At 62.8% G+C, this 22,248-nt stretch carries 22 protein-coding genes and 1 pseudogene; 14 read left to right on the top strand and 9 right to left on the bottom strand.

The features are described 5' to 3' along the window. Window positions 1–118: pseudogene (locus BBIA_RS14055) on the top strand (6-phosphogluconate dehydrogenase); the annotation flags it as partial. A gap of 15 nt (window positions 119–133) precedes the next feature. Here the strand turns inward: BBIA_RS14055 and BBIA_RS00850 are convergent. Continuing rightward, complete coding sequence (locus tag BBIA_RS00850) at window positions 134–934, bottom strand: ABC transporter permease (protein ID WP_033492394.1); 801 nt, start codon at window positions 932–934, stop codon at window positions 134–136. Further along, window positions 931–1,719: an ABC transporter ATP-binding protein gene (locus BBIA_RS00845; protein ID WP_081891778.1), complete on the bottom strand. Its 789-nt coding sequence runs from the start codon at window positions 1,717–1,719 to the stop codon at window positions 931–933. Before BBIA_RS00845 ends, BBIA_RS00850 begins: the two co-directional genes overlap by 4 nt. A gap of 240 nt (window positions 1,720–1,959) precedes the next feature. Here BBIA_RS00845 and BBIA_RS00840 point away from each other — a divergent pair, with 240 nt between their 5' ends. The 3 genes from BBIA_RS00840 (at window position 1,960) to BBIA_RS00830 (ending at window position 4,674) form a co-directional block, all read left to right on the top strand. Further along, window positions 1,960–2,679, top strand: coding sequence for a response regulator transcription factor (locus BBIA_RS00840; RefSeq protein ID WP_081891769.1), 720 nt, complete (start codon window positions 1,960–1,962; stop codon window positions 2,677–2,679). Between the two features lie 96 nt (window positions 2,680–2,775). Further along, window positions 2,776–3,888, top strand: coding sequence for a sensor histidine kinase (locus BBIA_RS00835; RefSeq protein ID WP_051923604.1), 1,113 nt, complete (start codon window positions 2,776–2,778; stop codon window positions 3,886–3,888). A 105-nt stretch (window positions 3,889–3,993) separates the two neighbouring features. Next, the gene (locus BBIA_RS00830; RefSeq protein WP_051923603.1) at window positions 3,994–4,674 is read left to right on the top strand and encodes a DedA family protein; all 681 of its coding nucleotides are present in this window, start codon (window positions 3,994–3,996) and stop codon (window positions 4,672–4,674) included. A gap of 26 nt (window positions 4,675–4,700) precedes the next feature. Here the strand turns inward: BBIA_RS00830 and BBIA_RS00825 are convergent, their stop codons facing one another. Both BBIA_RS00825 and BBIA_RS14050 read right to left on the bottom strand, forming a co-directional pair. Beyond that, window positions 4,701–6,227 (bottom strand): hypothetical protein, encoded by a 1,527-nt coding sequence (locus BBIA_RS00825; protein ID WP_051923611.1) that lies wholly within the window; start codon window positions 6,225–6,227, stop codon window positions 4,701–4,703. Between the two features lie 257 nt (window positions 6,228–6,484). Further along, complete coding sequence (locus tag BBIA_RS14050; RefSeq protein ID WP_152600473.1) at window positions 6,485–6,709, bottom strand: hypothetical protein; 225 nt, start codon at window positions 6,707–6,709, stop codon at window positions 6,485–6,487. 528 nt (window positions 6,710–7,237) lie between these two features. Here BBIA_RS14050 and BBIA_RS14045 point away from each other — a divergent pair. Together BBIA_RS14045 and BBIA_RS14040 are read left to right on the top strand one after the other, a co-directional pair. Further along, a complete protein-coding gene (locus BBIA_RS14045) occupies window positions 7,238–7,723 on the top strand; it encodes a zinc metalloprotease (protein WP_152600474.1) in 486 nt (161 codons plus the stop codon). Continuing rightward, window positions 7,713–8,303: a hypothetical protein gene (locus BBIA_RS14040; protein ID WP_152600475.1), complete on the top strand. Its 591-nt coding sequence runs from the start codon at window positions 7,713–7,715 to the stop codon at window positions 8,301–8,303. The genes BBIA_RS14045 and BBIA_RS14040 overlap by 11 nt, the downstream gene beginning before the upstream one ends. A gap of 82 nt (window positions 8,304–8,385) precedes the next feature. On the opposite strand, the gene BBIA_RS00815 is transcribed toward BBIA_RS14040, so the two are convergent. Then, the gene (locus BBIA_RS00815) at window positions 8,386–9,288 is read right to left on the bottom strand and encodes a LysR family transcriptional regulator (protein ID WP_033492398.1); all 903 of its coding nucleotides are present in this window, start codon (window positions 9,286–9,288) and stop codon (window positions 8,386–8,388) included. Between the two features lie 195 nt (window positions 9,289–9,483). Between BBIA_RS00815 and BBIA_RS00810 the strand changes: the two genes are divergently transcribed. Continuing rightward, a complete protein-coding gene (locus BBIA_RS00810) occupies window positions 9,484–10,902 on the top strand; it encodes an MFS transporter (protein WP_081891767.1) in 1,419 nt (472 codons plus the stop codon). A gap of 228 nt (window positions 10,903–11,130) precedes the next feature. Here BBIA_RS00810 and BBIA_RS00805 read toward each other — a convergent pair whose 3' ends face one another. Next, window positions 11,131–11,658 (bottom strand): NAD(P)H-dependent oxidoreductase, encoded by a 528-nt coding sequence (locus tag BBIA_RS00805; RefSeq protein ID WP_033492400.1) that lies wholly within the window; start codon window positions 11,656–11,658, stop codon window positions 11,131–11,133. A gap of 234 nt (window positions 11,659–11,892) precedes the next feature. Further along, entirely contained in the window at window positions 11,893–12,540 is a 648-nt protein-coding gene (locus BBIA_RS00800) for an NADPH-dependent F420 reductase (protein WP_081891765.1), read from the bottom strand. Between the two features lie 295 nt (window positions 12,541–12,835). Between BBIA_RS00800 and BBIA_RS00795 the strand changes: the two genes are divergently transcribed. Continuing rightward, window positions 12,836–13,360 carry a PadR family transcriptional regulator gene (locus BBIA_RS00795; protein WP_238548388.1) on the top strand — a complete coding sequence of 175 codons (525 nt, stop codon included), beginning with the start codon at window positions 12,836–12,838 and terminating at the stop codon, window positions 13,358–13,360. A 77-nt stretch (window positions 13,361–13,437) separates the two neighbouring features. Continuing rightward, window positions 13,438–15,024 carry a DHA2 family efflux MFS transporter permease subunit gene (locus BBIA_RS00790; RefSeq protein WP_238548387.1) on the top strand — a complete coding sequence of 529 codons (1,587 nt, stop codon included), beginning with the start codon at window positions 13,438–13,440 and terminating at the stop codon, window positions 15,022–15,024. 105 nt (window positions 15,025–15,129) lie between these two features. On the opposite strand, the gene BBIA_RS00785 is transcribed toward BBIA_RS00790, so the two are convergent. After that, window positions 15,130–16,626 carry an MDR family MFS transporter gene (locus tag BBIA_RS00785; protein ID WP_081891763.1) on the bottom strand — a complete coding sequence of 499 codons (1,497 nt, stop codon included), beginning with the start codon at window positions 16,624–16,626 and terminating at the stop codon, window positions 15,130–15,132. A gap of 437 nt (window positions 16,627–17,063) precedes the next feature. Here BBIA_RS00785 and BBIA_RS00780 point away from each other — a divergent pair, with 437 nt between their 5' ends. The 4 genes from BBIA_RS00780 (at window position 17,064) to BBIA_RS00765 (ending at window position 20,645) form a co-directional block, all read left to right on the top strand. Beyond that, on the top strand, window positions 17,064–18,158 hold the full coding sequence (locus BBIA_RS00780) for an aldose 1-epimerase family protein (RefSeq protein WP_051923602.1): 1,095 nt from the start codon (window positions 17,064–17,066) through the stop codon (window positions 18,156–18,158). 86 nt (window positions 18,159–18,244) lie between these two features. Beyond that, window positions 18,245–18,916 (top strand): response regulator transcription factor, encoded by a 672-nt coding sequence (locus BBIA_RS00775; protein ID WP_033492402.1) that lies wholly within the window; start codon window positions 18,245–18,247, stop codon window positions 18,914–18,916. Then, window positions 18,913–19,998 carry a sensor histidine kinase gene (locus BBIA_RS00770; RefSeq protein WP_033492403.1) on the top strand — a complete coding sequence of 362 codons (1,086 nt, stop codon included), beginning with the start codon at window positions 18,913–18,915 and terminating at the stop codon, window positions 19,996–19,998. Before BBIA_RS00775 ends, BBIA_RS00770 begins: the two co-directional genes overlap by 4 nt. Window positions 19,999–20,111: 113 nt before the next feature. After that, a complete protein-coding gene (locus BBIA_RS00765; protein ID WP_051923601.1) occupies window positions 20,112–20,645 on the top strand; it encodes a hypothetical protein in 534 nt (177 codons plus the stop codon). Window positions 20,646–20,692: 47 nt separating this feature from the next. On the opposite strand, the gene BBIA_RS00760 is transcribed toward BBIA_RS00765, so the two are convergent. Continuing rightward, window positions 20,693–21,298 carry a TetR/AcrR family transcriptional regulator gene (locus BBIA_RS00760; RefSeq protein WP_160268204.1) on the bottom strand — a complete coding sequence of 202 codons (606 nt, stop codon included), beginning with the start codon at window positions 21,296–21,298 and terminating at the stop codon, window positions 20,693–20,695. A gap of 247 nt (window positions 21,299–21,545) precedes the next feature. Between BBIA_RS00760 and BBIA_RS00755 the strand changes: the two genes are divergently transcribed. Further along, window positions 21,546–22,247, top strand: a complete 702-nt coding sequence (locus tag BBIA_RS00755) for an ABC transporter ATP-binding protein (protein WP_033492407.1) — start codon at window positions 21,546–21,548, stop codon at window positions 22,245–22,247. The last annotated feature ends 1 nt before the right edge of the window (window position 22,248 follow it).

Raw genomic sequence — 22,248 nt, 5'->3', positions numbered from 1 at the left:
GCTGTGGCAGCGCCAGACCTCGCGCGGCGGCGCCGACGACATCCTGCGCGTCGTGACCGCGCTGCGCGCCCAGTTCGGCGGGCACGTCACCAAGGTCGACGAAATCGCCACGCACTGAGCGCGCGAAATCGCGCTACCGCTCGCTCGGAGGCTTGTACTGGTGCAGGGCGGTGAACGAGGTCTTGTAGATCAGGATCATGATCAGCGAATCGGCCATCAGCGTGAGCGCGCTGATCACCGCCAGCACCACGAATTGGTATTTCGCGGCCGTCAGCGGGTCGGCTCCCGCGATCACCTGGCCGGCCATCATACCCGGGATAAGCACGATGCCGCTCGACGCGAGTTGCGAGATCGTCGGAATCATGCCGAGCTTGACCGACGAGATGATCGAGGGCTTGGCCGCCTCGAACGGTGTCGCGCCAAGGCTGAGCATCATCTCGATCTCATAGCGCCGCGAGTCCATGTCGGAGAAGAAGCGGCTCATCGCCACGGCGATCGCCGAGACCACATTGCCCAGCAGCATGCCGCTCATCGTCGCCAGCACGGTCGGCGCATACCACGGATGCGGGCGGATCACCATCTCCGTGACCACGCACACCTGCAAGATCACGCTCGCCGTCAACGTGAGGAACACCGACGGCATCACCGAACGAGGGATGTTCGCCGCACGCGACATCGTGATCTGCACGGCCGCAAGGATCATCACTGCGATCAGCGCGAACACCAGCCACGGGTTGTTCTGTTCGATGACGAACTTGAGGATGTAGCCCATCGCCAGCAGCTGGATGAGCGAGCGGATCGTTGCCCACAGCATCTGCCGGTGCACGCCGAGCCGCATCGCATACGACAGGCCGGCGGCCACGGCCACCAGCACGATCGTGATGATCAGACCCCATACGTCGATGGGATAGGCCCCCGCATTCCCGGTGCTCATCGCGTTGCCTCGCCTTCCATACGTTCGCCGTCGTGCGCCGGCACGACCGCGACATCCCCCGTGATCTCCGTCAGCACGCCCGCCTCGAGATGCAGCGTGCGCGTCGCACGGCCGTCCGCCGCACGGTGCCGCACGCGCACGATCGCCATGCCCTTCTCCCGCGCCGCATACGCGAGGATCTCGCCCACCTTGTCCGCGTTCTCCTCGTCCAGCCCGGCGTCGACCTCGTCGGCCAGCATCACCTTCGGCAACGTGAGCAGCGTGCGCAGCAGGCACACGCGCGCCTGCTGTCCCACCGACAGATCTTGCGGCGGCCGCTCCAGCTCGATGTCCGAACATCCCACCGTGTTCAGCGTGCGCCGCAGCGTCGCCTCGTCCGGTCGGCGCTCGTCCAGAGACGAACCGTCATCGGAGAACCGGTGCACGCGCAGCGTGAACGGCATAAGGATCGCCTCGCGCACGCTCGCACCGGTCAGTGTCGGCCGCTGCGGCAGATACGCCACCTCGCGCCGCCAGCGTTCCGGCGTCATCGCCGTGCTCGGCGTACCCTCCAGCGTCAGATCGGCGCTCGCATACGGGTTGAGCTGCGCGACGGTCGTCAGCAGCGTGCTCTTGCCGGTGCCGGACGGGCCGACCAGATCGACGATGTCCCCGCGCCGCAGCTCGAACGCTACGTCGGAGAAGATGGTCTTGAACCCGACATCGTCGTGCTGGCGTTCAAAGCCGCGGAACAACGACGGCAGCCGCACCGCATCATCCGTCGCGGCCGTCGTTGTCTTCGGCATCCGGCATGTCGCATGCTCGGCCGTGAACAATGGCTGAATACTTGTCTCCATGCTCGCAATGCTACGAAGGAACGCGACGATCCGGCCGTTCGCGGCGATTCTAAGCGTTTTCTTAGACGGCTTGGCGTTGAGTGGACGATGCGATATCAGGAAGGTCGCGCGGACGGTCGCAAAAACCATGCGCTGCAACGGATGTGGCGGCGAGGCCGGCGATCATTAGAATGAGGGACGTGATGAACGATGAGTGAGACGACAACCGGCGGCGACGGGCGGCGCGCGACCGACCCGCTGCGTCTGCTGCTGCCTGCGGTGCTGCTGATCGAAGACGATCCGAACCTCGGCTCGATGACCAGCGAAATGCTCGCACCCGACTACCGCGTGGACTGGGTCGAATCGGCGGCCGCTGCCCGTAAGCAGCTGCGATCCGGCCGCTATGACGTGCTCGTGGTCGACCGTCGCTTGCCCGACGGCGACGGACTCGACCTGATCCGCACCCTGCGCGGCAGCGGCATCGCCGTGCCGGCGCTCGTGCTCACCGCCCTGTCTGGCGTGGACGACATCGTCGAAGGACTCGACTCCGGCGCAAACGACTACCTGACCAAACCATTCCACTTCGTCGAACTCGAAGCACGCATGCGCGCGTTGCTGCGCGGATTCCACGCGCAGGCCGCCGGCGTCGAGATCGGCGACTGGCTGCTCAAACCCGGGGCGAACCTCATCGAGGATCCGGACGGGCACGCCGTCTCGCTCACCGACTCCGAGACGAAGCTGCTCGCCACGCTCGCCGCATCGCCCGACCACGTGTTCTCACGCGACGAACTGCTCAGCCAGGTGTTCTCCGACGGCGCCGACGCGGGTACCGTCGACGTGTACGTCTCCTATGTGCGCGGCAAAACCGACCGCGCGATCATCGACACGGTGCGCGGGCGCGGCTACCGCATTGGTAGTCCGCAAGAATGACCGGGAACGCGCGCGGCGCGGATCGTGCGCAACGCAGGACGTGTGCAACACAGACCGTACGCAACGTAGACCGTACGCAACGCAGGGGAGGGAAGCATGTCCATTCGTGCCGCGCTGGGGCGCATCGGAACGGCCCATACCGAGTCGGGACGCGGGCCGGAACGTGAGTCGGGGCGCAAGCCGCGTCGAGAGCCGGACCGCAAGCCCGGCCGTAATGCGCGCAGCCGTAACGCACACGATCGCACCGTCGCCGGCCTGATCAGCCTGCGCATGACCGTCGCGATGGCCGCCGTCACCGTGATCGGCGGCATCCTGTTCGCGGCGGGCGTGCTGCTCGGATCCCGGCACGAATTCGCCGAACGCGGCCTCGACCCGAACAGCATGTCCGTGACCGAACAGTTCGGCTCCGGCATGATGGTCATCGACACGCGCAAGGCCATCGCGTTCACCATTCTGTTCGTCGCGGGCGTGGTCGCGTCCGTCGCGCTGATCGGCCGGCACTACTCGCGCAAGGAGGTTGCGCCGCTCGAACACGCGCTCGAATTGCAGAAGAACTTCGTCGCCGACGCCAGCCACGAGCTGAAAACGCCGCTCGCGGTCATCTCCACACGCATCGACCTCATCGACTTTCGACGGGCGCACGGCCAGCCGATCGACGGCGTGGTCGCCGACCTGCGCGGCGACGTGGACCGCATGAACGCGATCGTCACCGACCTGCTTGTCGCGGCGCGCGGCGCGGTCAACACCGAACCCGTCCTGCTGGAATCGACGATCCGGCAATCTGTGGACTCCGTGCGCCCGCTCGCCGACGAACGTCGCGTTGCCATACGCACGCACATTGACGGCGATCCGGCACGATTCGTCGTGCAGGGCAACGCGGTCGGCCTGTCGCGCTGCGTCGTCGCCGTGCTCGACAATGCGATCGCGCACGCGCCTGACGGCAGCGACGTGCTGGTCTCGCTCGGATACCTGCATCACGGCAACGCCGCGGCCATACGCATCACCGACCACGGCGACGGCATCGGCGACGATCCCGAACGGCTGTTCCGCCGATTCGCGCGCGACGACGACGGGACCGCGCACCAAGGCTACGGGCTGGGACTCGCGCTCGCACGCGACGTGGCCAGCCGATACGGCGGCACACTCGACGTGGAATCCACGTCCGCGACCGGCACGACCATGCTCATCACGCTGCCGTTGGACGACTGAACGGGCGCGGGGTGCAGGGCGGGGCGGGCACATCGCGGACACGATGCGGCGGACGCGCGCGCGACCTTAGCCCCGCCTAAGCGGGCGTGCCGTAGCGTGAACGCCATGATCACTCCAACATTTGCCCTCGCCGCGCCGATCACGTCCTGCCCGGTCTCCACCGGCGGCTTCATCGGCGCGATCACCGATTGGCTCGTCGGTCTTATGTCCACCATGGGCTGGCTCGGCACCGGCGTCGCCGTGTTCCTCGAAAACCTGTTCCCGCCCATTCCTAGCGAAGTCATCCTGCCGCTGGCCGGATTCACCGCCGCGCAGGGACGCATGACCCTGTTCGAGGCGATCGGCGGCGCCACACTCGGCTCCGTCGTCGGAGCGCTTGTGCTGTACGGCATCGCCTACGCGATCGGCGCGAACCGCATGCGCCGTCTGTTCGACCTTATGCCGCTCACCGACGCGACCGACATCGACAAGGCGAACGACTGGTTCTCCCGCTACGGATTATGGTCGGTGCTGATCGGCCGTGTCATCCCGATCGTGCGCTCGCTGATCTCCATTCCGGCAGGCATCGCGCGCACCAACCTGCTGCGGTTCACGCTGCTCACCGCGTTCGGCTCGCTCGTGTGGAACACGATTCTCGTGATGGCCGGTTATCTGCTGGGCTCGCAGTGGTGCGGCATTCTGGGCGTACTCGACCGGTTCCAGTACGCGGTGGCGGCGGTGATCGTCGTGCTGTTCGCCTGGTATGTGGCCGTCAAGGTGCGTGCGCGGATGGCCGCGGCACGTTGAACGGCTGTGCGTTAAGCGCGCCGCCGCTACCGCCGCCAGCTGCGGCGACGATAGTTGACAATGCGCTTGCCGCCGACGCCCGCCTTGCCGCCCGGGCCCCACGGGCCGCGCGCCTCGGCCTTGAGCTGCGTGAGATGATGCTTCATTGCGAGCAGCATGATATGCGTGTCCTCAAGGCCCAAGTGGCGTTCGGCGTCGTCCTCGCGCAGCGCGCCCTGACGCTTCGCATACGCGTCCAGCGTGTTGTCGCCGTCCGGGTGACCCTCGCACGGAATCGACCCCTCATCCCACAGACGGCTCATCGGCAGCGTGTCGATGATCGTCACATGCCCGTTGCGGTACGCCTCCGCATAGCCGGCCACGTTGAGCATGAAGAAGCTGTGCTCGAACGTGGCCATGTGCGCCACGAACGGCTGCGTGGTCAGCCTCTTGAGCAGGTCGGCCTGCGCGGCCGGATCCTCGTCGAACAGCGGGAACTCGGCTCCCGTGCGCTGGCTGATGTCGATGCCGGTCAGCTGAATGATGAACGCGTTGCCGTGCCGCGCGGCCTCGGGAGTCACACCGAACGAGAAGCGGTGCTGGTCGTACGCGTCGCCCGACTCGTAGTAGTCCTTGTCGTAGCGGTAGTCGCCGGGCAGCTGGGTCGGACGCGGCGACTTCATGTTCATGTATTCGAAGCCGACGTCGATGATGTACGCGCGGTACGGTTCGGTGCCGTTCGTTTCCAAGTCGATGCCCATCACGTTGTCCACGTCGCGGCCGGGCAGATACACGGCACGCCAATAGTCCTTCGGCGCGGCGGCGGCCCGCGCGGCCACATGCTCGGCTGCCGCGTGACGCGACTTTTCATAGCGCATCTCCGGCACGGCCGTTTCGTTCGCGTGCAGCTGTTCGACATCCGGCACGGCCGGATTGTCGTCGTTGATGACCGGCTGGCCCTCGATCAGATAGTCCGGGCTGCCCGCGTCCGAACTTGAATCGGCCGGCGCCGACTCGTCCGGACCGGCTTCGATTGAACCATAATGCTTCTCGTCCGCCTCGAACAGCGCCATCTGGCGTTCGTGACGGGACGCCTCGCGCTTCTCGCGATCGGCTTTGCGCTTCTCGGCGCGCGCGTTGACGATCTCGGCCGTGCGATCCTGCACGTCGGCCAGATCGTCGTCGGTCAGCGGGCCGGCTTCCGTTGCGTGCAGCACGGGCACGGTCACGCGCTCGCGGTCCTCGTCCGTCACCGTCCACAGGCCTTCGGCGACGCCGCGGTCGCGCAGCAGGTCGATCTGGTCGGTCAGGCGGCGATCGGCGTACGCGAGCGCTCGCGGCAACTCGTACGTCTTGATATGACGGTCGAAATCGCGCATGAACACCATGCTCATCTTCGCGATGATCGCTTCGAGCCGGTCGCGGATCGCCAGATCGGCCTTGAGCAGGTCGTGCGCGCTGCTCGCCGCGCCCGGTTCGAGATCGGCCGGTTCGGCCACGCCGATGCCGTGCACGAGGTCGAGCGAACGCACCCAATCCCAGTCGATGTCGTGGTCGTCGGCGTCGCGCAGCATGATGTACGCCCACTGGGTGATGGTTTCCTTGGCTGCGTTCAGCCACGCGAGATCGGGCGTGCGGGCGGGGGCGTCGTTGGCGGCCGCGCGGTTGTCGGGCGCGGTGGCGGTGACGTTCTGATGGTTCTGTTGGTTGTCGTTTTCTGTTGATTCGCTGCTCATGCTGTCGTTCATATCGTTCATATCGCTTATATCGCTTATATCGTCCACATCATTCATCGTCATGAAGTTATTCCCCACGCCTTCCATGGTAACGCTCACAGCCGATGGGTGTCGACAAGCCGCGCATTCAATCGAAGCAGCGAGGGGGAAGTGATACCGTCTCTGCGTTTCGAAGATGTTCGTGCCGTGCAGCGGTCGAAGTGATAATCCTTGCCGAAGAACATGCTCCACGCGAGCAGGATGTCCTCATAGTTTGCGGTCAGGAAAAATTGGAGCCGTCGGATGTCCTTGGATGACAGTCCGCCCTTGTTGTGCGCCAAGGATACCGTGCCGTCAGGTCACGATCATCGGGCTGCGACACTACCTTATGGAATCGGATGAAGCTTGTTGTATTGTTTTCCTTCACTGGGAATCGGCTTCCTTTGCTAAAGACTGCCAACAGGTCGTTCGGCATGCGCAATGATCTGTATGAGTGTCTTGACAACCACATGTTCTCAGTGCGTGATCGTTTCGCTTCCAAGATCGTCAACAAGGCGCTTGAGGCATATTCGGATATATATGGCGAGCACTTGTGCCGTGATAGTACTATGACGCTAACACACTGTATGATCAGTATTGACCTAAGAATATTTTTCTGTTATACTTATAAGAATAATTTAATATATATTTTCTATGAAAGTTAGAGTAATGATTCTCACTGTTGAGAATTATTATTTAGCTAATTTTCGTTAGCAAACGAAAGTGACTGGCATAATTATATTCTGATTTCAAGAAGGTGGCTGAATCAAAATGAAGAGATTGCGATACTGTCTGTCGCCAATGATGGCTTTATATTTATTTTTTCGCCTATGGTTGCCTATGCGGCTGATCCTTACCTACCCTACGGATCGAAAACAGGAACTATAAATGTAAAAAATTATTCTGATAAATATAATGATCAGTGGATTTCCATTATCGATAATGGAATATCCGCATGGAATAATTCGCGGGCAAATGTAGCAATTTCAACGAAATTATTTAGTAATAATTCTATTGAAGCGGCGCGATATGATGCTACATGGTACGGGCTAACTACACAAACATATAACACCAGTACTGGATATACATCAAAGTTTGTCGTACAAGTCAATGCTAAAACAATAAGCGCAGACGCATCAGACTTCGCCAATTTTGCCAAAAGCACTGTAACGCATGAGTTTGGTCATGTTTTCTGGTTAGTTGATAACCCAAGTACGGCGCAATCATCCATTATGAAATACAGTAGAAATAGAAATATCATGACAACGCCACAAACATTTGACATTAACAATGTTAATGCAAAATATGGGGGATGAAATGAAAAAGAGAGTAGTTATATTATCGCTTATGCTGGTTGGTCTCATTGCTATGAGTGCTTGTGGATCAAATGCAAACCCCACAGCAACTAACAATGAAATCACTACCATTCAGGCGGAATATCCGATTTATGATACCGCTAAGGAAATTATCGATTCTTCAGATTTAGTGTTCAGTGGAACGGTTAAGAAAATTAGTTATAAATCATTAAATGTCAAATCGGAGAAAGGGCCTGATTTAGAAACCGGACTAGATAAGTCTTCGGAGATTCCGTATACGATTTTCAGCATTACCATTGACAAGGTTTATAAAGGAAATACAGACGCGAATACGATTGCAATAAAACGTCCCGGCGGAAAAGTAGGAGATCAAGTTGTTGCCGTACAAGGTGATTCAACAATTGGCGTTGGAGGAACGTATCTATTTATCACCAAAACATATGAGAATTCTTATCCCAGCCTGCTCAACGCAACGCAAGCTTCATTCGATATGAACCACCCAGACATCCTAACCAACGATCAGAAAAACGAGGGAATTACTTTATCTACGGTTTTGGAATACTTGCAATCAACCAATTAATACGGCACTGCGTTGCTCTAGCAACGTGGCGCTAGGTTTTTGTGAAATCAAATCGTGTCTCGGAGACATATGCTCAGTTGCGTCACCGGTGCTGCATGGGATAGTGCTGATTGAGCGCGGCGAGCTGCGCGACGAACGCGGCGATCTGCGGGGCGGGGGAGAGCGGATACATCAGCCCGTACTGCATGCCGACCGGCTCGGGCCAGTCAACAGGCACGTTGACGAGCTGTGGGTGCACGTCGCCCCACATCGGCTTGGAGATGAGCAGGTCGCCGGACTCGGCGCAATCGTTGAACAGATCGAGATCGTAATGGCCGATGTCGATCAGCGTGATGCCGGGATTGCGTTCGAGCAGGTTGCGTGCGATGTCGTCGGTGCCGTTGCCGCGCGGCAGGATGCGGATGCGCTCGCCGGTCAGATCGTCGATGGTCAGTCTCGCCCGCCTTGCGAGCGGATTGCCGCGCGGCACGGCAAGACACAGCGGCTCGTACGACAGTGCGAGCGTGCCGCAGATGTCGGTCCAGTGATCCGGCACGAATGCGGTGGCGATCACGTCGATGTCCTCGCCGAGATGCGCGATGATGTCGTTGATCGACGTGCTGCTGTCCGGCATCGACACGAGTTCCAGCCGGATGTCCGTTTGGGCGGAGCGCTGCCACAGGTCGAGGATGCGGCGGGCCGGTCGCAGGATGGAGATGCCCAGACGGACCGGGGCTGCCTGCTGATGCATGCGTTGGCGGGCTCTGCGGACGATGTCGTTTGCCTCGCGGACCAGCGACCGTGCGTCGGCGATGAACTCTGCGCCGGCCGGGGTTGGGATGACGCCCGCGCGTGAACGGTCGAAAATCGTCAGATCGTATTCTTTTTCGAACGTGTTGATTTGCTTGGCGACCGCCGGCGTGGAGATGCACAGGCGACGCGCGGCCTGCGCGAAACTGCCGGTGTCCGCCGCGGCGATCACCGCGTTGAGTCTGCGATCGTACATGTCCTTCCGCCTCTCTGGCGCTCCCACGCCGTCTGCCGACGCCGGCGCTCGCCTACGCGTTATATATAAACCAACAGTTTATACAGTGTAAATCAGAATCATCTATAAACCGCGGTATTGCAGTCATTTACATTTCTATCATAGAAACTGTTATATACACGAATCGTATACGGTCACATGGAGACGCACCCAAGCATGACATCCTCATCGACTTCCCGCGACATCACCGAGTCCCGTCCCGACGCAACATCATTGGACATCGGGTCGCGGGCGTCGGACGCGTCCGACGCGTCGTCGACGGCATCGACCATCGCCGCATCCGTCGCATCGTTCCTCGCCGGCATGGACGTGCTCATCGTCAATGTTGCCTTGCCTACCATCGCGGCCGACCTCGGCGGCGACATGGCCGTCCAGCAGTGGGTCGTGGACGGCTACACGCTGCTGTTCGCAGCCCTGCTCCTGCTCGCCGGCAGTCTCGCCGACCGATTCGGCGCGAAACGGCTCTTTCTGATCGGCGCGGGACTGTTCGGCCTCGCGTCGCTGTTCTGTTCATTTGCGTGGTCGATGGCGGCGCTCGTGTTCGGCCGCTGCGTGCTTGGCGTCGCCTCGGCGCTGATTCTGCCGGCGTCCATGTCGCTTATCAACGAGGCGAACCCCGACCCGCGCCGTCGCGCGTGGGCGCTCGCGTTGTGGGGAGCGGGCGGCGCGTCGGCCTCCGCGGTCGGACCCCTGCTCGGCGGCCTGCTCACGCCGATCCACTGGAGCCTCGTGTTCGCGATCAACGTGCCGTTCTGCCTGTTCATCCTCGCGCTCGCCCCGCGCATCGCGCCCTCGCCGCGCCGGCCCATCCGCTTCGACTGGACCGGTCAGGCGCTCTCGCTGATCGGACTGAGCGCGCTGGTCGCTGGCATTATTGAAGTCGGCGCTATCGGCTTTGCCGCTCCCGCGACGCTGGCACTGCTAGGCGTCGGAGTGGTTTCGCTGGGACTGTTCGTATTCTCCCAAACCAAGGTCGCCGCCCCGATGATGCCGCTCGGGCTGTTCCGCGTGCGCGGCATGCAGGTCGCGCTGCAGATCGGTTTCATCATGATCTTCAACTGGTACGGCATGGTGTTCATCTGCACCATGTTCCTGCAGAACGAGCGGCATATGGGTCCGTTTGCGGCCGGACTCGTGTTCGTGCCGTCCGCGTTTGTCACGATCGCCGGCAACCTGATCGGCGGGCGCATCATCACCGCGCGCGGCGCGAAATTCTCGATCACGCTGGGACTGGCGATCATGATCGCCGGGTTCCTGTTTGAATTCCTGACTCCCGCGCCGATTCCTGTCTGGGTGATTGCGACCGGGCTGAGTGTCGTCGGCTTCGGCGCGGCCATCACCACGCCCGCCGCGGCCGGGGTTGTGCTGCGCTCCGTCGACCCGGCGCAGGCCGGTATCGCGTCGGCCATGTTCAATACGTTCCGTCAGGTCGGCGGCGCGATCGGCGTGGCAGTGTTCGGTGTCATTGCCACGTTCCTGCCGTCGCTTACCCTTGCGTTGCGGTCGGTGTTCCTCGCCTCCGCGCTGCTGCTGGTCTATGTGCTCGTCTTTGAGCTGACCCGCTGGCGCGGATAATCCGGTGCGCCGGCTCCCGGGATTTGCTCCGAACATCCCGGGAACCGGAAAAACGACATTATCAAACAAACGCACATGCCCCTGTGCTGCAATACCGCGGTTTGTGCGGAAAAAACGAACATGGCCGGTTCCCGGGATTCTTCTTGCGAAATCCCGGGAACCGGCCATGCCCATGTACAGGGGGCAAGGGGCCTCCCGTGCCACGTGGGAAGCGGCCCTCTCAATCCCTTACTTGGCCAGCTGCTCCTGATAGTTCTTGGCCGCCTCGGCCAGCGCCTCGTCGGTGATGCCGAAGGCGCCGAAGGTCACGAACGGTTTGACCCACGTCGCGCTGATGTAGTTTGCCGTGCCCTGGAACGGCACCAGCACCTGATCGATCACGAACTTGTTCGCGCCGTCCGGCTGGTAGTTCGCCTCCGGCGAGCCGGTGGAGACGGCCACCTGGAACTCCTTGCCCTCAAACACGTGGCCCTCGGAGCCGTACGCCCAGCCGTGCTGCAGGACCTCGTCCTCCCACGTTTTGAGCAGCGCGGGGGAGGAGAACCACCACAGCGGGAACTGGAACACGATGCGGTCCGCGGCCTCGACGGCGGCCTGCTCGGCGGCCACGTCGATCTTGCCGTCCGGATAGAGCGCGTACTCGTCGCGCACGGTCACGTTGTCCAGCTCGGCGGCCGCGTCGGCCAGCGTCTTGTTGACGTGGGACTGATCGTTCAGGCCCGGGTGGAATACGAGCACCAGCGTCTTCTTTGCCATGGAATCTCCTTGTCGATTGGTTCTCAGTTATTTGGTTGCATGTATCGGCCGCTCGACCGAACGTGTCGGCCAATCTGGCGGGTCGGCCGCATTGCGCAATATCTCGCATCGGAATATCGCGAAACGAGCCATGCAATATCACGTATTACTTTCGCAGACGACACGCCGACGCGACAGTCCGGTACGTTCAGAGCGAACGTAGCGGACTGCCGCGCCGAGACGATGTCTCAGGGCTTACTTGACAACCTTGAAGCCACCGGTCCACGGGGTCTGCTCGGTCACGCCCAGGATGATCTGCAGCGCACCGTAGCCCTCGAGGTACTGCGCGCGCTTGAGCGCTCCGGCGTCCACGGTCTTGAGACCCGCGCCCTCGATGAACGCGGCGACGGCCTTCTTGGCGTCCTCGCTGTCGGAAGCGATCTGCACGACGGTCGGCGCGCCGTCGTTGACTCCGGTGGCCAGTGTCGCGGCGAACGTGGTGTTAAAGCCCTTGACCACGGTGCTGTTCGGCAGCTTCGCGGCCACGTACTCGGCGGCGGACTTGAAGCCGGCCGGCAGGGCGAGGTCGAAGGTGGTGAAGTCGATCGGGTTGGCCACGTCGACCACGGTCTTGCCGGCCAGCTGGTCGGCGTAGGCGGCGAGCACCTCGTCGTAGGCCGGGAACGGCAGAGCGAGCACGACAATGTCGCCGGAGACGGCTGCCTCGTCGAACTTTGCGCCGGTGACGCCCTCAGCCGCGGCGGCGGCCTTGTCCGGGTTGCGGTCGATGACCTGCACGCTCGCGCCGGACTTGACGGCGATGCCCGCGACCGCGGAACCGATGTTGCCTGCGCCGAAGATGGTGATGGTGCTCATGGTGATGTCCTTTCGGTTGCGCCGCATGCCGTGCGCTGATAACGCGTGCGGTTGGTGCGCGGCGGTTGCTGGTTGGTGACGATTGTTGGGTGGTTGGTTTGGTTATTTGTCTCGCGATCGCGCCGGCGGAGGTTCGTGGTGCCGTTGCGTTCGCGTTGATGCCAGTATGCACCTCGAAGAGAGATATTTCAAACTGAGATATATCGGGAAGATTTATGGAGGGTGCTAGAACGGCTTGGTTCCGCCGATTGTGGAATGCTGCTGTTTGTTTGCCAGCGGCGTGTCGTTCCGAGATATCTCGAACTGAGATATCATGGTTGGCATGATGAACACGATAGAACTCATGACCCTGGGCTTCCTGAGCGAGGAACCGCTGTGCGGTTACCGTCTGCGCAAAAAAATGGAGCAGCTACAGGGCTATATGCAGGCCGTCTCCGACGGCACGCTCCACTCGGTGACGAACAAATTCGTCAAGGCCGGCTACATTGGAGAAACCTTCAACGTGGTCAACGGCCGCCGCCTGCGCGAATTCCACCTCGAGCCGGCCGGCCGCGCCGCGCTCGTCGACGAGCTCAAGAACACGAGCGGCTACAACCTCACCAACATCACCAAATGGGCCGTTGTCATGTCGTTCCTGTCAGTCATCCCCGACGAGGCCGACCGACGTGCCGTGCTGCGCCGTCGACTCGACCTGCTCGAATCCGACGTGCGCCGTCTCTACAGTGATGGCGAAGGCCCGATCGACAACGACAAGGTCACCGACAAGTATCGTCGCGCGATCATCGCGGTCCACGACGCCGAAATCGACGCCGAACGTCAGTGGCTCGAACGTGAGCTCGCCGAGTGAGTTTCGCGTAACATTCGCCGGTACGATGGCACATTGTTTGATATGCAACAATCGTCGTCGCAACGGAGGATGCGCCCATGAACGAACGCACAACAGGAAACGGTGACATGCCGGCACGGCGGCCGGGACAGTCCGGGTCAGGGCAGTCCGATCGATTGACACCGGCCGACGACAGCCGATCGCCGAAAACGTCCGCACGCCCGGCTGCCGGCTCAACCGTTGGCCCGGACTTCCAGTCCGCCGACGGCAAACGACCCGTGCCCGCGGCCATCGTCGTCTGCGTGGTGGCGCTCGCGATCCTCACGTTCCTTGGCATCCTGTCGGAAACGTCGCTCAACATCGCCTACTCCACACTCATGCAGGAGTTCGCGGTCGACGCATCCACAGTGCAGTGGCTCACCACCGGCTACCTGCTGCTCCTGTCGGTCGCGATCCCCAGCTCGCCGTTCATGGTGCGCCGCTTCGCCACGAAAACCCTGTTTGTCGCGGCGGTCGTGATCTTCACCGCCGGCACGATCATCGGCGCGTTCGCCGTGAACTTTCCGATGTTGCTCGCCGCGCGACTTGTCATGGCGCTCGGCACCGGCATATCGCTGCCGCTCATCACCAACATCATCCTCGAAAAGGCGCCGCTTGAACAGCGCGGCGCGATGCTCGGCATCGTCAGTTTGGTGACCTGCGCCGCGCCGGCCATCGGCCCGGTGTTCGGTGGCATGGTCATGGAATGGCTCGATTGGCATTGGATCTTCTACACGATGCTGCCGTTCCTCGCCGTCGCGTTCTTGCTCGGCATGGCCACCGTGCCGGAGATCCGTCACCCCGGCGACGCCGAACAGGCGACGATCAGCGTACCATCGCTGCTGCTGGTCGCGGTCGGACTGGCCGGCCTGATCGTCGCGGTGAGCTTCTTCGCCAGCTGGAACGGCGACTGGCGATTCTGGCTGACGTTGGCCGCGAGCGTGGCGGTACTGGCCGTGTTCGTGGCCGCGCAGTTGTGCATGACGCGGCCGCTGGTCGAAGTGCGCGTGTTCGCATACCCTGGTTTTTCGCTCGGCATGATGATTCTGCTCATGGCGTCCGGCGGCGTGCTCGGACTGAACTTCATGCTGCCGATCCTGCTGCAGCGCGGCTTCGGATTGGGCAGTCTGCCCGCGGCGCTGACGCTGCTGCCCGGCGCTGTAGTCGGCGCGATTGCGGCGCCGATGATCGGCGGGGCGCTCAAAAACCATTTCCCGCCGAAGTTCATCATGACCGGGTTCGTGGTCGTGACCGTGATGGATGGGGCGCTTGTCGTCGCATCCGGCAACGTGGCGGCGGTGGCCGTCGCCTACGCGGTGTTCATGGCGTTCTCCGGATTCGTGCTCGTGCCCGACCAGACCCACGCGCTGAACCAGCTGCCCGCACGGCTCAACGCCGACGGTTCCGCGGTGATGAACACCGTGCAGCAGCTGGCCGGCGCGATCGGCACGGCCGTGGCCAGCGCGCTGCTGTCCGAATTCTCCGCCGCCGCGGCCCGGAACGGCGCGGGCGAGGCCGCGTCTTATGTGCGAGGCTTCTCCTCCAGCATGTGGGTGCTTGCCGGCATGGCCGTGGTCGGCGTCGTGCTCGCCGCGCTCATGTTCCGCTTCTCGACGCGCCGCGCTCCGGAACTGAAGGAAGCGTAGCGGGTGGGTGTCCGGCGTGGATTTCCGTAGGATACTCACCCGATGAGCGAGGGAAGGCTGCCACGCGACCGACGAACGGCAGCCGCGCGTCCGTAACCGTAACCGTCAGCGTCGCTCGTCGCGAATCATCAGCGACAACGCAAACGCGACGACCGACACGACGGTCGAGACGACGAACACCGCATCCACACCATGCGCAAGCCCCGCCGCGGCCGAACCGGCAACCGACGCGGGCCGCGTGTTCGTCGTCATGACCGTGAAGCAGATCGCGATGCCGATCGCCGCGCACGTCTGCCGCAACGTGTTGTTCATCGCCGTGCCATGCGGAATGAGCGGACCGGTGAGCTGGTTGAGCGCGGTCGTCGTCAACGGCATCAGACAGAACGCGACGCCCGCCATCATCAGCGTGAAGAACACGGCCGGATACCACGCCGGCGTATTCGCATCCATCCGCGACAAGGCGAACGACGCCGCCGCGACGACGGCGATCGCCGGGGGAGCGATGCGACGGATGCCGACCCGGTCGAACAGGCGGCCGGCGACCGGATTGACCACGCCTTCGGCGATGCCGCCGCCCGCCAGCAGCAGACCGGACTGCAGTGCGGTCATCCCCAGCACGTTCTGAATGAACATCGGCAGGATGTTCATCGTCGAGATGAACGTGACGAACACCAGCACGACCACGATCATCGGCAGCGTGAACATCGGCCGCGCGAACACACGGAAATTGAGCAGCGGGCGCGGCAGACGCAGCTGACGAGCGACGAACGCGACTAGCGACACCGCGCCGACCGCCAGCGAGACGAGCGTGTCGACGGACGTCCAGCCGGACTGTCCGGCCAACGAGAACCCGAGCAGCAGACCGCCGAAACCGAGCGTCGACAGCACGACTGACGGGACGTCGATCGTCGGATCGGTCTGCGGCGTGACGTTGCGCACCGTCGGTATCGCGGCGGCGAGCACGGCCACGGCGATCACCACGAGCGGCACGAACAGGAAACGCCACGGCAGCATGTCGATGATCAGGCCGGACAAGGTCGGGCCGATCGCCGGCGCGAACGCGATGACCATGCCGAACCAGCCCATCGCCGTGCCGCGCTGGCTCGGCGGGAACGTGAGGAACAGCACGGTCTGCAACAGCGGCATGAGGATGCCCGCGCCGGTGGCCTGCAAGACGCGGCCGACCAGCAGCACCCAGAACCCGGGTGCGCACAGGCACACGAGCGTGCCGAACAGGAACATGCCGATCGCGTAGAAGAACAGCTGGCGCGTGGTGAATTTTTGGATGAGAAACGCGGTGATCGGGATCATGATGCCGTTGGTGAGCATGAACCCGGTGCTCAGCCACTGCGCGGTGTTGCTGGTGACGCCGAAGTCGAGCATGAGATGCGGCAGCGCGCTCGTCATGAGCGTCTGGTTGAGGATGGCGGTGAACGAACCGATCATCATGATGACGATTGGCAGGATCGGGTGATCGGGCGTCGCCGGCCGTGCGGATGCGGGTTCGGCGGTTGCGTGCGGTTGCGCGCTGTGCGGCGTGAGCGGCGACTTGGTTGGTGATGCGGACTGTGACGTTGCGTGCGGTGTGCGCGAATCAGGCATGATTGCCCCTTTCAGCTGCGATGCGAATGATGGTTCCCAGCTGATTTCGGTCAACGCCACGATGCGCGGACGTGCGATTTGCGGCCTTTCGCCGAAACTCGCCGATGATCGCTGTCTCGTGACGCCGTAGCCCCTGCCGGTCGATGTCACGGCCAGTCTACAGCGGGCAGGGACATCGATGATGAGTCTGACGGCGGATGATGTCGGCGACGCTGGAGACGCCGGTGCGATGGCCGGAAACGGGGGTCGGACGACCGGGGCTCGGACGCTGACGGAGTTTGTGGAATTCAGCGCGGCACGCTTGCGGAAAGCGCTTGCCAACCGTATGTGATCGAGTACAGTGGGGAGGCGGAAATACGCCACGGCTTACGCCGACACGGCTGAATGCGGCCAAAGCGGCCAATGAGGCCGACACAGCCCGATACAAGGAGGTACATATGCTCGTCAATCGCGACAACCCCGCCCGCTCCAACATGCTCGCCCACATGGGCAGCCTGCAGCAGGCCGCCTACACGCGCCCGATCGAATACCAGGAGGGCCGTTCCCACGGTCTGCGCGGCATCGAGGTCAAGAACGGCCCGCTGCGCTTCATGTCGATGGCCGACCGTGCCCTCGACATCGCGCAGATCGAATACCGCGGCGAAAACCTCACGTTCCTGTCGAAGCCGGGCCTCAACGGCCGCAACCAGTTCGACACCAACGGCGCCGAGGCGCAGCGCTCCATCATGGGCGGCCTGTTCTTCACCTGCGGCTTCGAAAACATCTGTGCCCCGTACGTGACGCCCGAAGGCTCCAAGTATCCGGCCGGCAGCTATCCGATGCACGGCCGCATCCGCACCACGCCCGCCGAACACGTCGGCTCCGACGCCTACTGGAACGAGGACGGCCAGTACGTGCTCGAGGTGTCCGGCGAAATGCGCGAGGCGGAGCTGTTTGGCGAGAACATGGTGCTGCGCCGCCGCATTTCGTCGGTGTACGGCACGTCCACGATCACGGTCGAGGACGAGGTGACCAACGAATCCTTCCGCGAAGAGCCGCTCATGTGGATGTACCACTGCAACTTCGGCTGGCCGCTGCTCGACGAGGGCGCCGAAGTCGTGATTCCGAGCCGCAAGGCCACGCCGCGCGACGAAACCACCGCCGCCGACGCGACCCCGTGGAACGAGATCGGCGCGCCGGTCGACAACAAGCCGGAAAGCGTGTACCTGCACGACTTGGCCGCCGACGCGAACGGTCGCAGCTTCGCCGCAGTCGTCAACCGCAGGCTCGGCCTCGGCGTCGTGATCGAATTCGACGCGGCCGACTTCCCGTACTTCATGGAATGGAAGTCGATGGGTTCCGGCGACTACGTCGTCGGTCTCGAACCGTCCAACTCCAGCGTGCACGGCCGCGGCTGGCACGAGCGGCGCGGCGATCTGCACACGATCGCACCGCAGGCCACCGAGCGCAAGGTCGTCACGTTCGCCGTCATCGAAGGCGACGCCGCGATCGACGCCCTCGTCGCCCGCCGCGACGCGCTGCTCGCTGCCTGAGTCGCCTGAATCGCCGGGGCTCGACGGATCCCGCCGGCCGCGCGTCACCGTATACTGATCGGTGACGCGCGGCGAAAGGGGAGCGGATGACGAGACTGCTGGTCGTCGAGGACGAGAAGGCGCTCAACGACATCACCTGCGACACGCTGCGCGACGCCGGATACGACGTGACCGGCTGCCTCAACGCGAACCGCGCGTTCGACGCGATGCGCGGCACGCTCTACGATCTCGTGATCTGCGACATCATGATGCCCGGCATCGACGGCTACGAACTGACGAGCCGCATCCGCGCGGTCGACGAGAACATCCCGATCATTTTTACGACCGGGCGCGACGACATCATGTCGAAACGTCGCGGTTTCCGCGCCGGCATCGACGACTACATGGTCAAACCGGTCGACTTGGACGAACTTGTGCTGCGCGTCGAGGCGCTGTTGCGGCGCTCGCGCATCGCCGAAAGCCGACGTCTCGCTGTCGGCGCGTTCATGATGGACGCCGACCAGATGACCGCGACGCTGAACGGCGAGGAGATCGCGCTCGCGACGCGCGAATTCAGCATCCTCTACCGGCTGCTGAGCTATCCGAGACAGGTGTTTTCCCGTGCACAGCTCATGGACGAGTTCTGGGATTCCGCCGCCGACGGCAATCTCAGGGCCGTGGACGTGTACATCACCAAACTGCGGCAAAAACTTGCCCGTTGCACGGATTTCGAGATCGTCACCATACGCGGCATCGGGTACAAGGCGGTGCCGCGGTGAATGGGGAATCGCGCGGGCGCGGGGAGGAACCACGATGGACGCCGGACGTGTCCGGCCGTGTGGTGCTGCGGTCGTTCGTAGTGTTCGTGCTGGCGGCTGCAGGCCAGACGAGCCTGATCGTCTGGCTGCCGCGACTGTGGCCAGAGGGAAACCGATGGTATTTGGCCGTGGTGATTCTTGCGTACTGGCTGGTGCTGGCCGTCGTGTTTTCCGCGCTCATCGGCCGGCAGATCCGCGAACGGCTGGAGCGGCCCATGCGCGAGCTGAGCGAGGCCGCCGGCAGCGTCGCCCGCGGCGATTTCTCCGTATACGTGGCGCCGCGGCACGTCGAAGGAAGTAGCGCATGGGATGCGACCGACCAGATGTTCGCCGACTTCAACACGATGGTGGCCGAACTGGGCGGCATCGAAACCATGAAAAGCGATTTCGTGGCAAACGTGAGCCATGAGATCAAGAACCCGCTCGCCATCATCGAAACCCACGCCAAGGCGCTGCGGCGCAAGACCGTAAGCGACGAACGGCGCATCGCCTACGCGGGAGTCATCGCCGACGCGTCGGCTCGGCTCAACCGCCTCGTCACCAACACGCTCAAACTCAACAAACTCGAAAGCCAGACCATCGTGGCCGAGGCAGTCGACTACGACCTGCCGCGCCAGCTCACCGATACGGCGGCGATGCTCGTTGATATGTTCGACCGCAAAGGCATCGCGTTCGACTGCGACGTGGAGGAACGGGCTACCATCCATGCCGACCCGGGCCTTCTCGATATCGTCTGGTCGAACATACTCGGCAACGCGCTCAAATACACGGAACCCGGAGGGCACGTGACGCTGCGTCAGACTTCGGATGCGGGCGCGGTCATCGTCGAAGTCAGCGACGACGGCTGCGGCATGAGCGCCGACGAAGTCGCGCACATGTTCGACAAGTTCTATCAGGGCGACACCGCGCGCGCCGCCGAGGGCAACGGCCTCGGCATGGCGATGGCCAAGCGCGCCGTCGAACTGAGCCATGGCGCGATATCGGCGCGCAGCCGTCGGGGCGTCGGAACTACCGTCACGGTCACGCTTCCCGCCGTATGCTGACGGTGGCATGCGGCGCCTTTTTAATGCAAGACCAACAATTCTTCAACAGTCGGCCAACACAACACCCGTATGGTAGACGTCATCATTCATACGAATGCGGACCAAGGAGCCAGATGATGACCGCCGCCAATCAGATCGCACAGAACGCACAACAGGCCGCCGACGACTACGTGAGCTACGAATACCTGACTGTCACCGCCGCCCCCGACCGCAACGCTGTGCTCGCCGACGGCTACCGCGCCTTCGGGTGGGAGTTGCAGGACGCTGATTCCCGCACGCTGCGCCTCCGCCGTGCGCGGGCCATCGACAACAAAACCGAACTCGTTCGCCTGCAGCGCCGTTTCGAGGCGCAGTCCGCGCAGATCGCCAATCTGGACGCCGCTCCGGCGCGCAACGGGCGCATCGCCGCGCTGAGCCTGGGGCTTGTCGGCTGCGCGTTCCTCGCCGGTGCCACGTTCGCCTACCTCGCCTCCATGATCGCGCTCATGATCATCCTCGCCGTTCCGGGTTTTGCCTGCTGGATCGCCGCATATCCCGCATGTCGTGCGGTCGTCGCCGCCACCGGCCGCCGCGCGGCTCCGACCATCGAGCGCCTGTACGATCTCAACGACGACGTGTGCCGCAAGGCCCACGCCCTGCTCCGCTAGCGGTCGTTGCCGCTGCCGGAGGAGCGTTTTGGCGGGGAGACGGTGCGTCACGATGACATGCCGGCATCGTCTTTGAGCGAGTTGATGAGCTGGGAGACGATGTTCGGCAGCGGGGAGTGGGCGAGCCATTCGACGGCTTCGGGCGTGAACAGGGTCTGCGCCTTGCCGAGGACGCCGAGCATGCCGCTGGCTGCATATTCCAATACGATGCGTTGACCGGGGTTGAGCTGGGCCTCGTCGACGCCGATCGCCGCGAGCCAGATGCCGGCGACATAGGTCTTCAGCTGCGCGGACAACCCCGACGACCCGTGCGGGCCGGCGATCAGCGACAGCCGGTGGATGCTTGTCAGATGCTCCGGCGTGCCGATGAATTCGAGCGCGAAGTCGCGCAGCGCATTGATGTCATTGTCCTGCCGAATGACGTGCGCGATGAACGCGGTCACGCCCGGCTCCTCGTAGATCGCCGCGATCGCGTCGTCGGCGAGTTCTGGAATGTTGGCGTAATGATAGTAGAACGCGCTGCGGTTGAGCCCGCTTGCGCGTGTGATGTCGCTGATGGTGATCTGCGCGTACGGCTTGTCCTCTAGCAGTCGCCAGAACGCATCCTGCATTTTTTGCGGTGCGCTTGGTTCCTCGGCTCGCGGTCGTGCCATGGTTCGCTCCCTGCGTTTGGAATACATTGATGGAATAACTCAACAGCGTATCGTGTTTTCGGTGCGGCGATCGCTGCAATGATGCAATTCCCGCACGATAACCCCACACAATGTCGGATTACGTGGATTTATTTACCCGACATGCTGATGTATTTCTTGGAACCACAAACCAAGCCTTGTGCAAGAACCGCAAGCAACCATTGCACAAGACGTATGGAAGAGTCATCGCAAGAGAGGAACGATCGACATGCCATTCCTTGAATTCCACGACGTGGTTCGCCAGTACGGCACCGGCGAATCCGCCGTGCGCGCGCTCGACCACGCCACTTTCGACATCGAACGGGGCGAGCTCGCCGTCATCCTCGGCGCGTCCGGCGCCGGTAAATCCACCACGCTGAACATCCTCGGGGGCATGGACCGCGCCACGTCCGGCTCCGTAAAGCTTGACGGCAGGGACATCACCGCGTTCAACGAGGCGCAGCTGACCGACTACCGCCGTTTCGACGTCGGCTTCGTGTTCCAGTTCTACAACCTCGTCCCCAACCTGACCGCCCTCGAAAACGTCGAACTCGCCAGCCAGATCTGCCCCGACGCCCTTGACGCGCGCGAGATGCTCGAGAAAGTCGGTCTCGGCAACCGTCTCGACAACTTCCCCGCGCAGCTGAGCGGCGGCGAGCAGCAGCGCGTCTCGATCGCCCGCGCGCTCGCCAAGAACCCGAAACTGCTGCTGTGCGACGAGCCAACCGGCGCGCTCGACTACAACACCGGCAAGGAAGTGCTCCAGCTGTTGCAGGATTCCTGCCGTCAGCGCGGCATCACCGTCGCGCTCGTCACGCACAACTCGGCGCTCGCGCCGATGGGCGATCGCCTGATCCGCTTCCGTTCCGGCAAAGTCACCGAGATCACCGAGAACCCGAACCCGACGCCGATCGCGGACATCGAATGGTAGG

This window comes from Bifidobacterium biavatii DSM 23969 (assembly GCF_000741165.1).
GTDB lineage: Bacteria > Actinomycetota > Actinomycetes > Actinomycetales > Bifidobacteriaceae > Bifidobacterium > Bifidobacterium biavatii.
The sequence above is the reverse complement of the archived record's forward strand: the minus strand, read 5'-3'. Positions and strand labels throughout refer to the sequence as shown.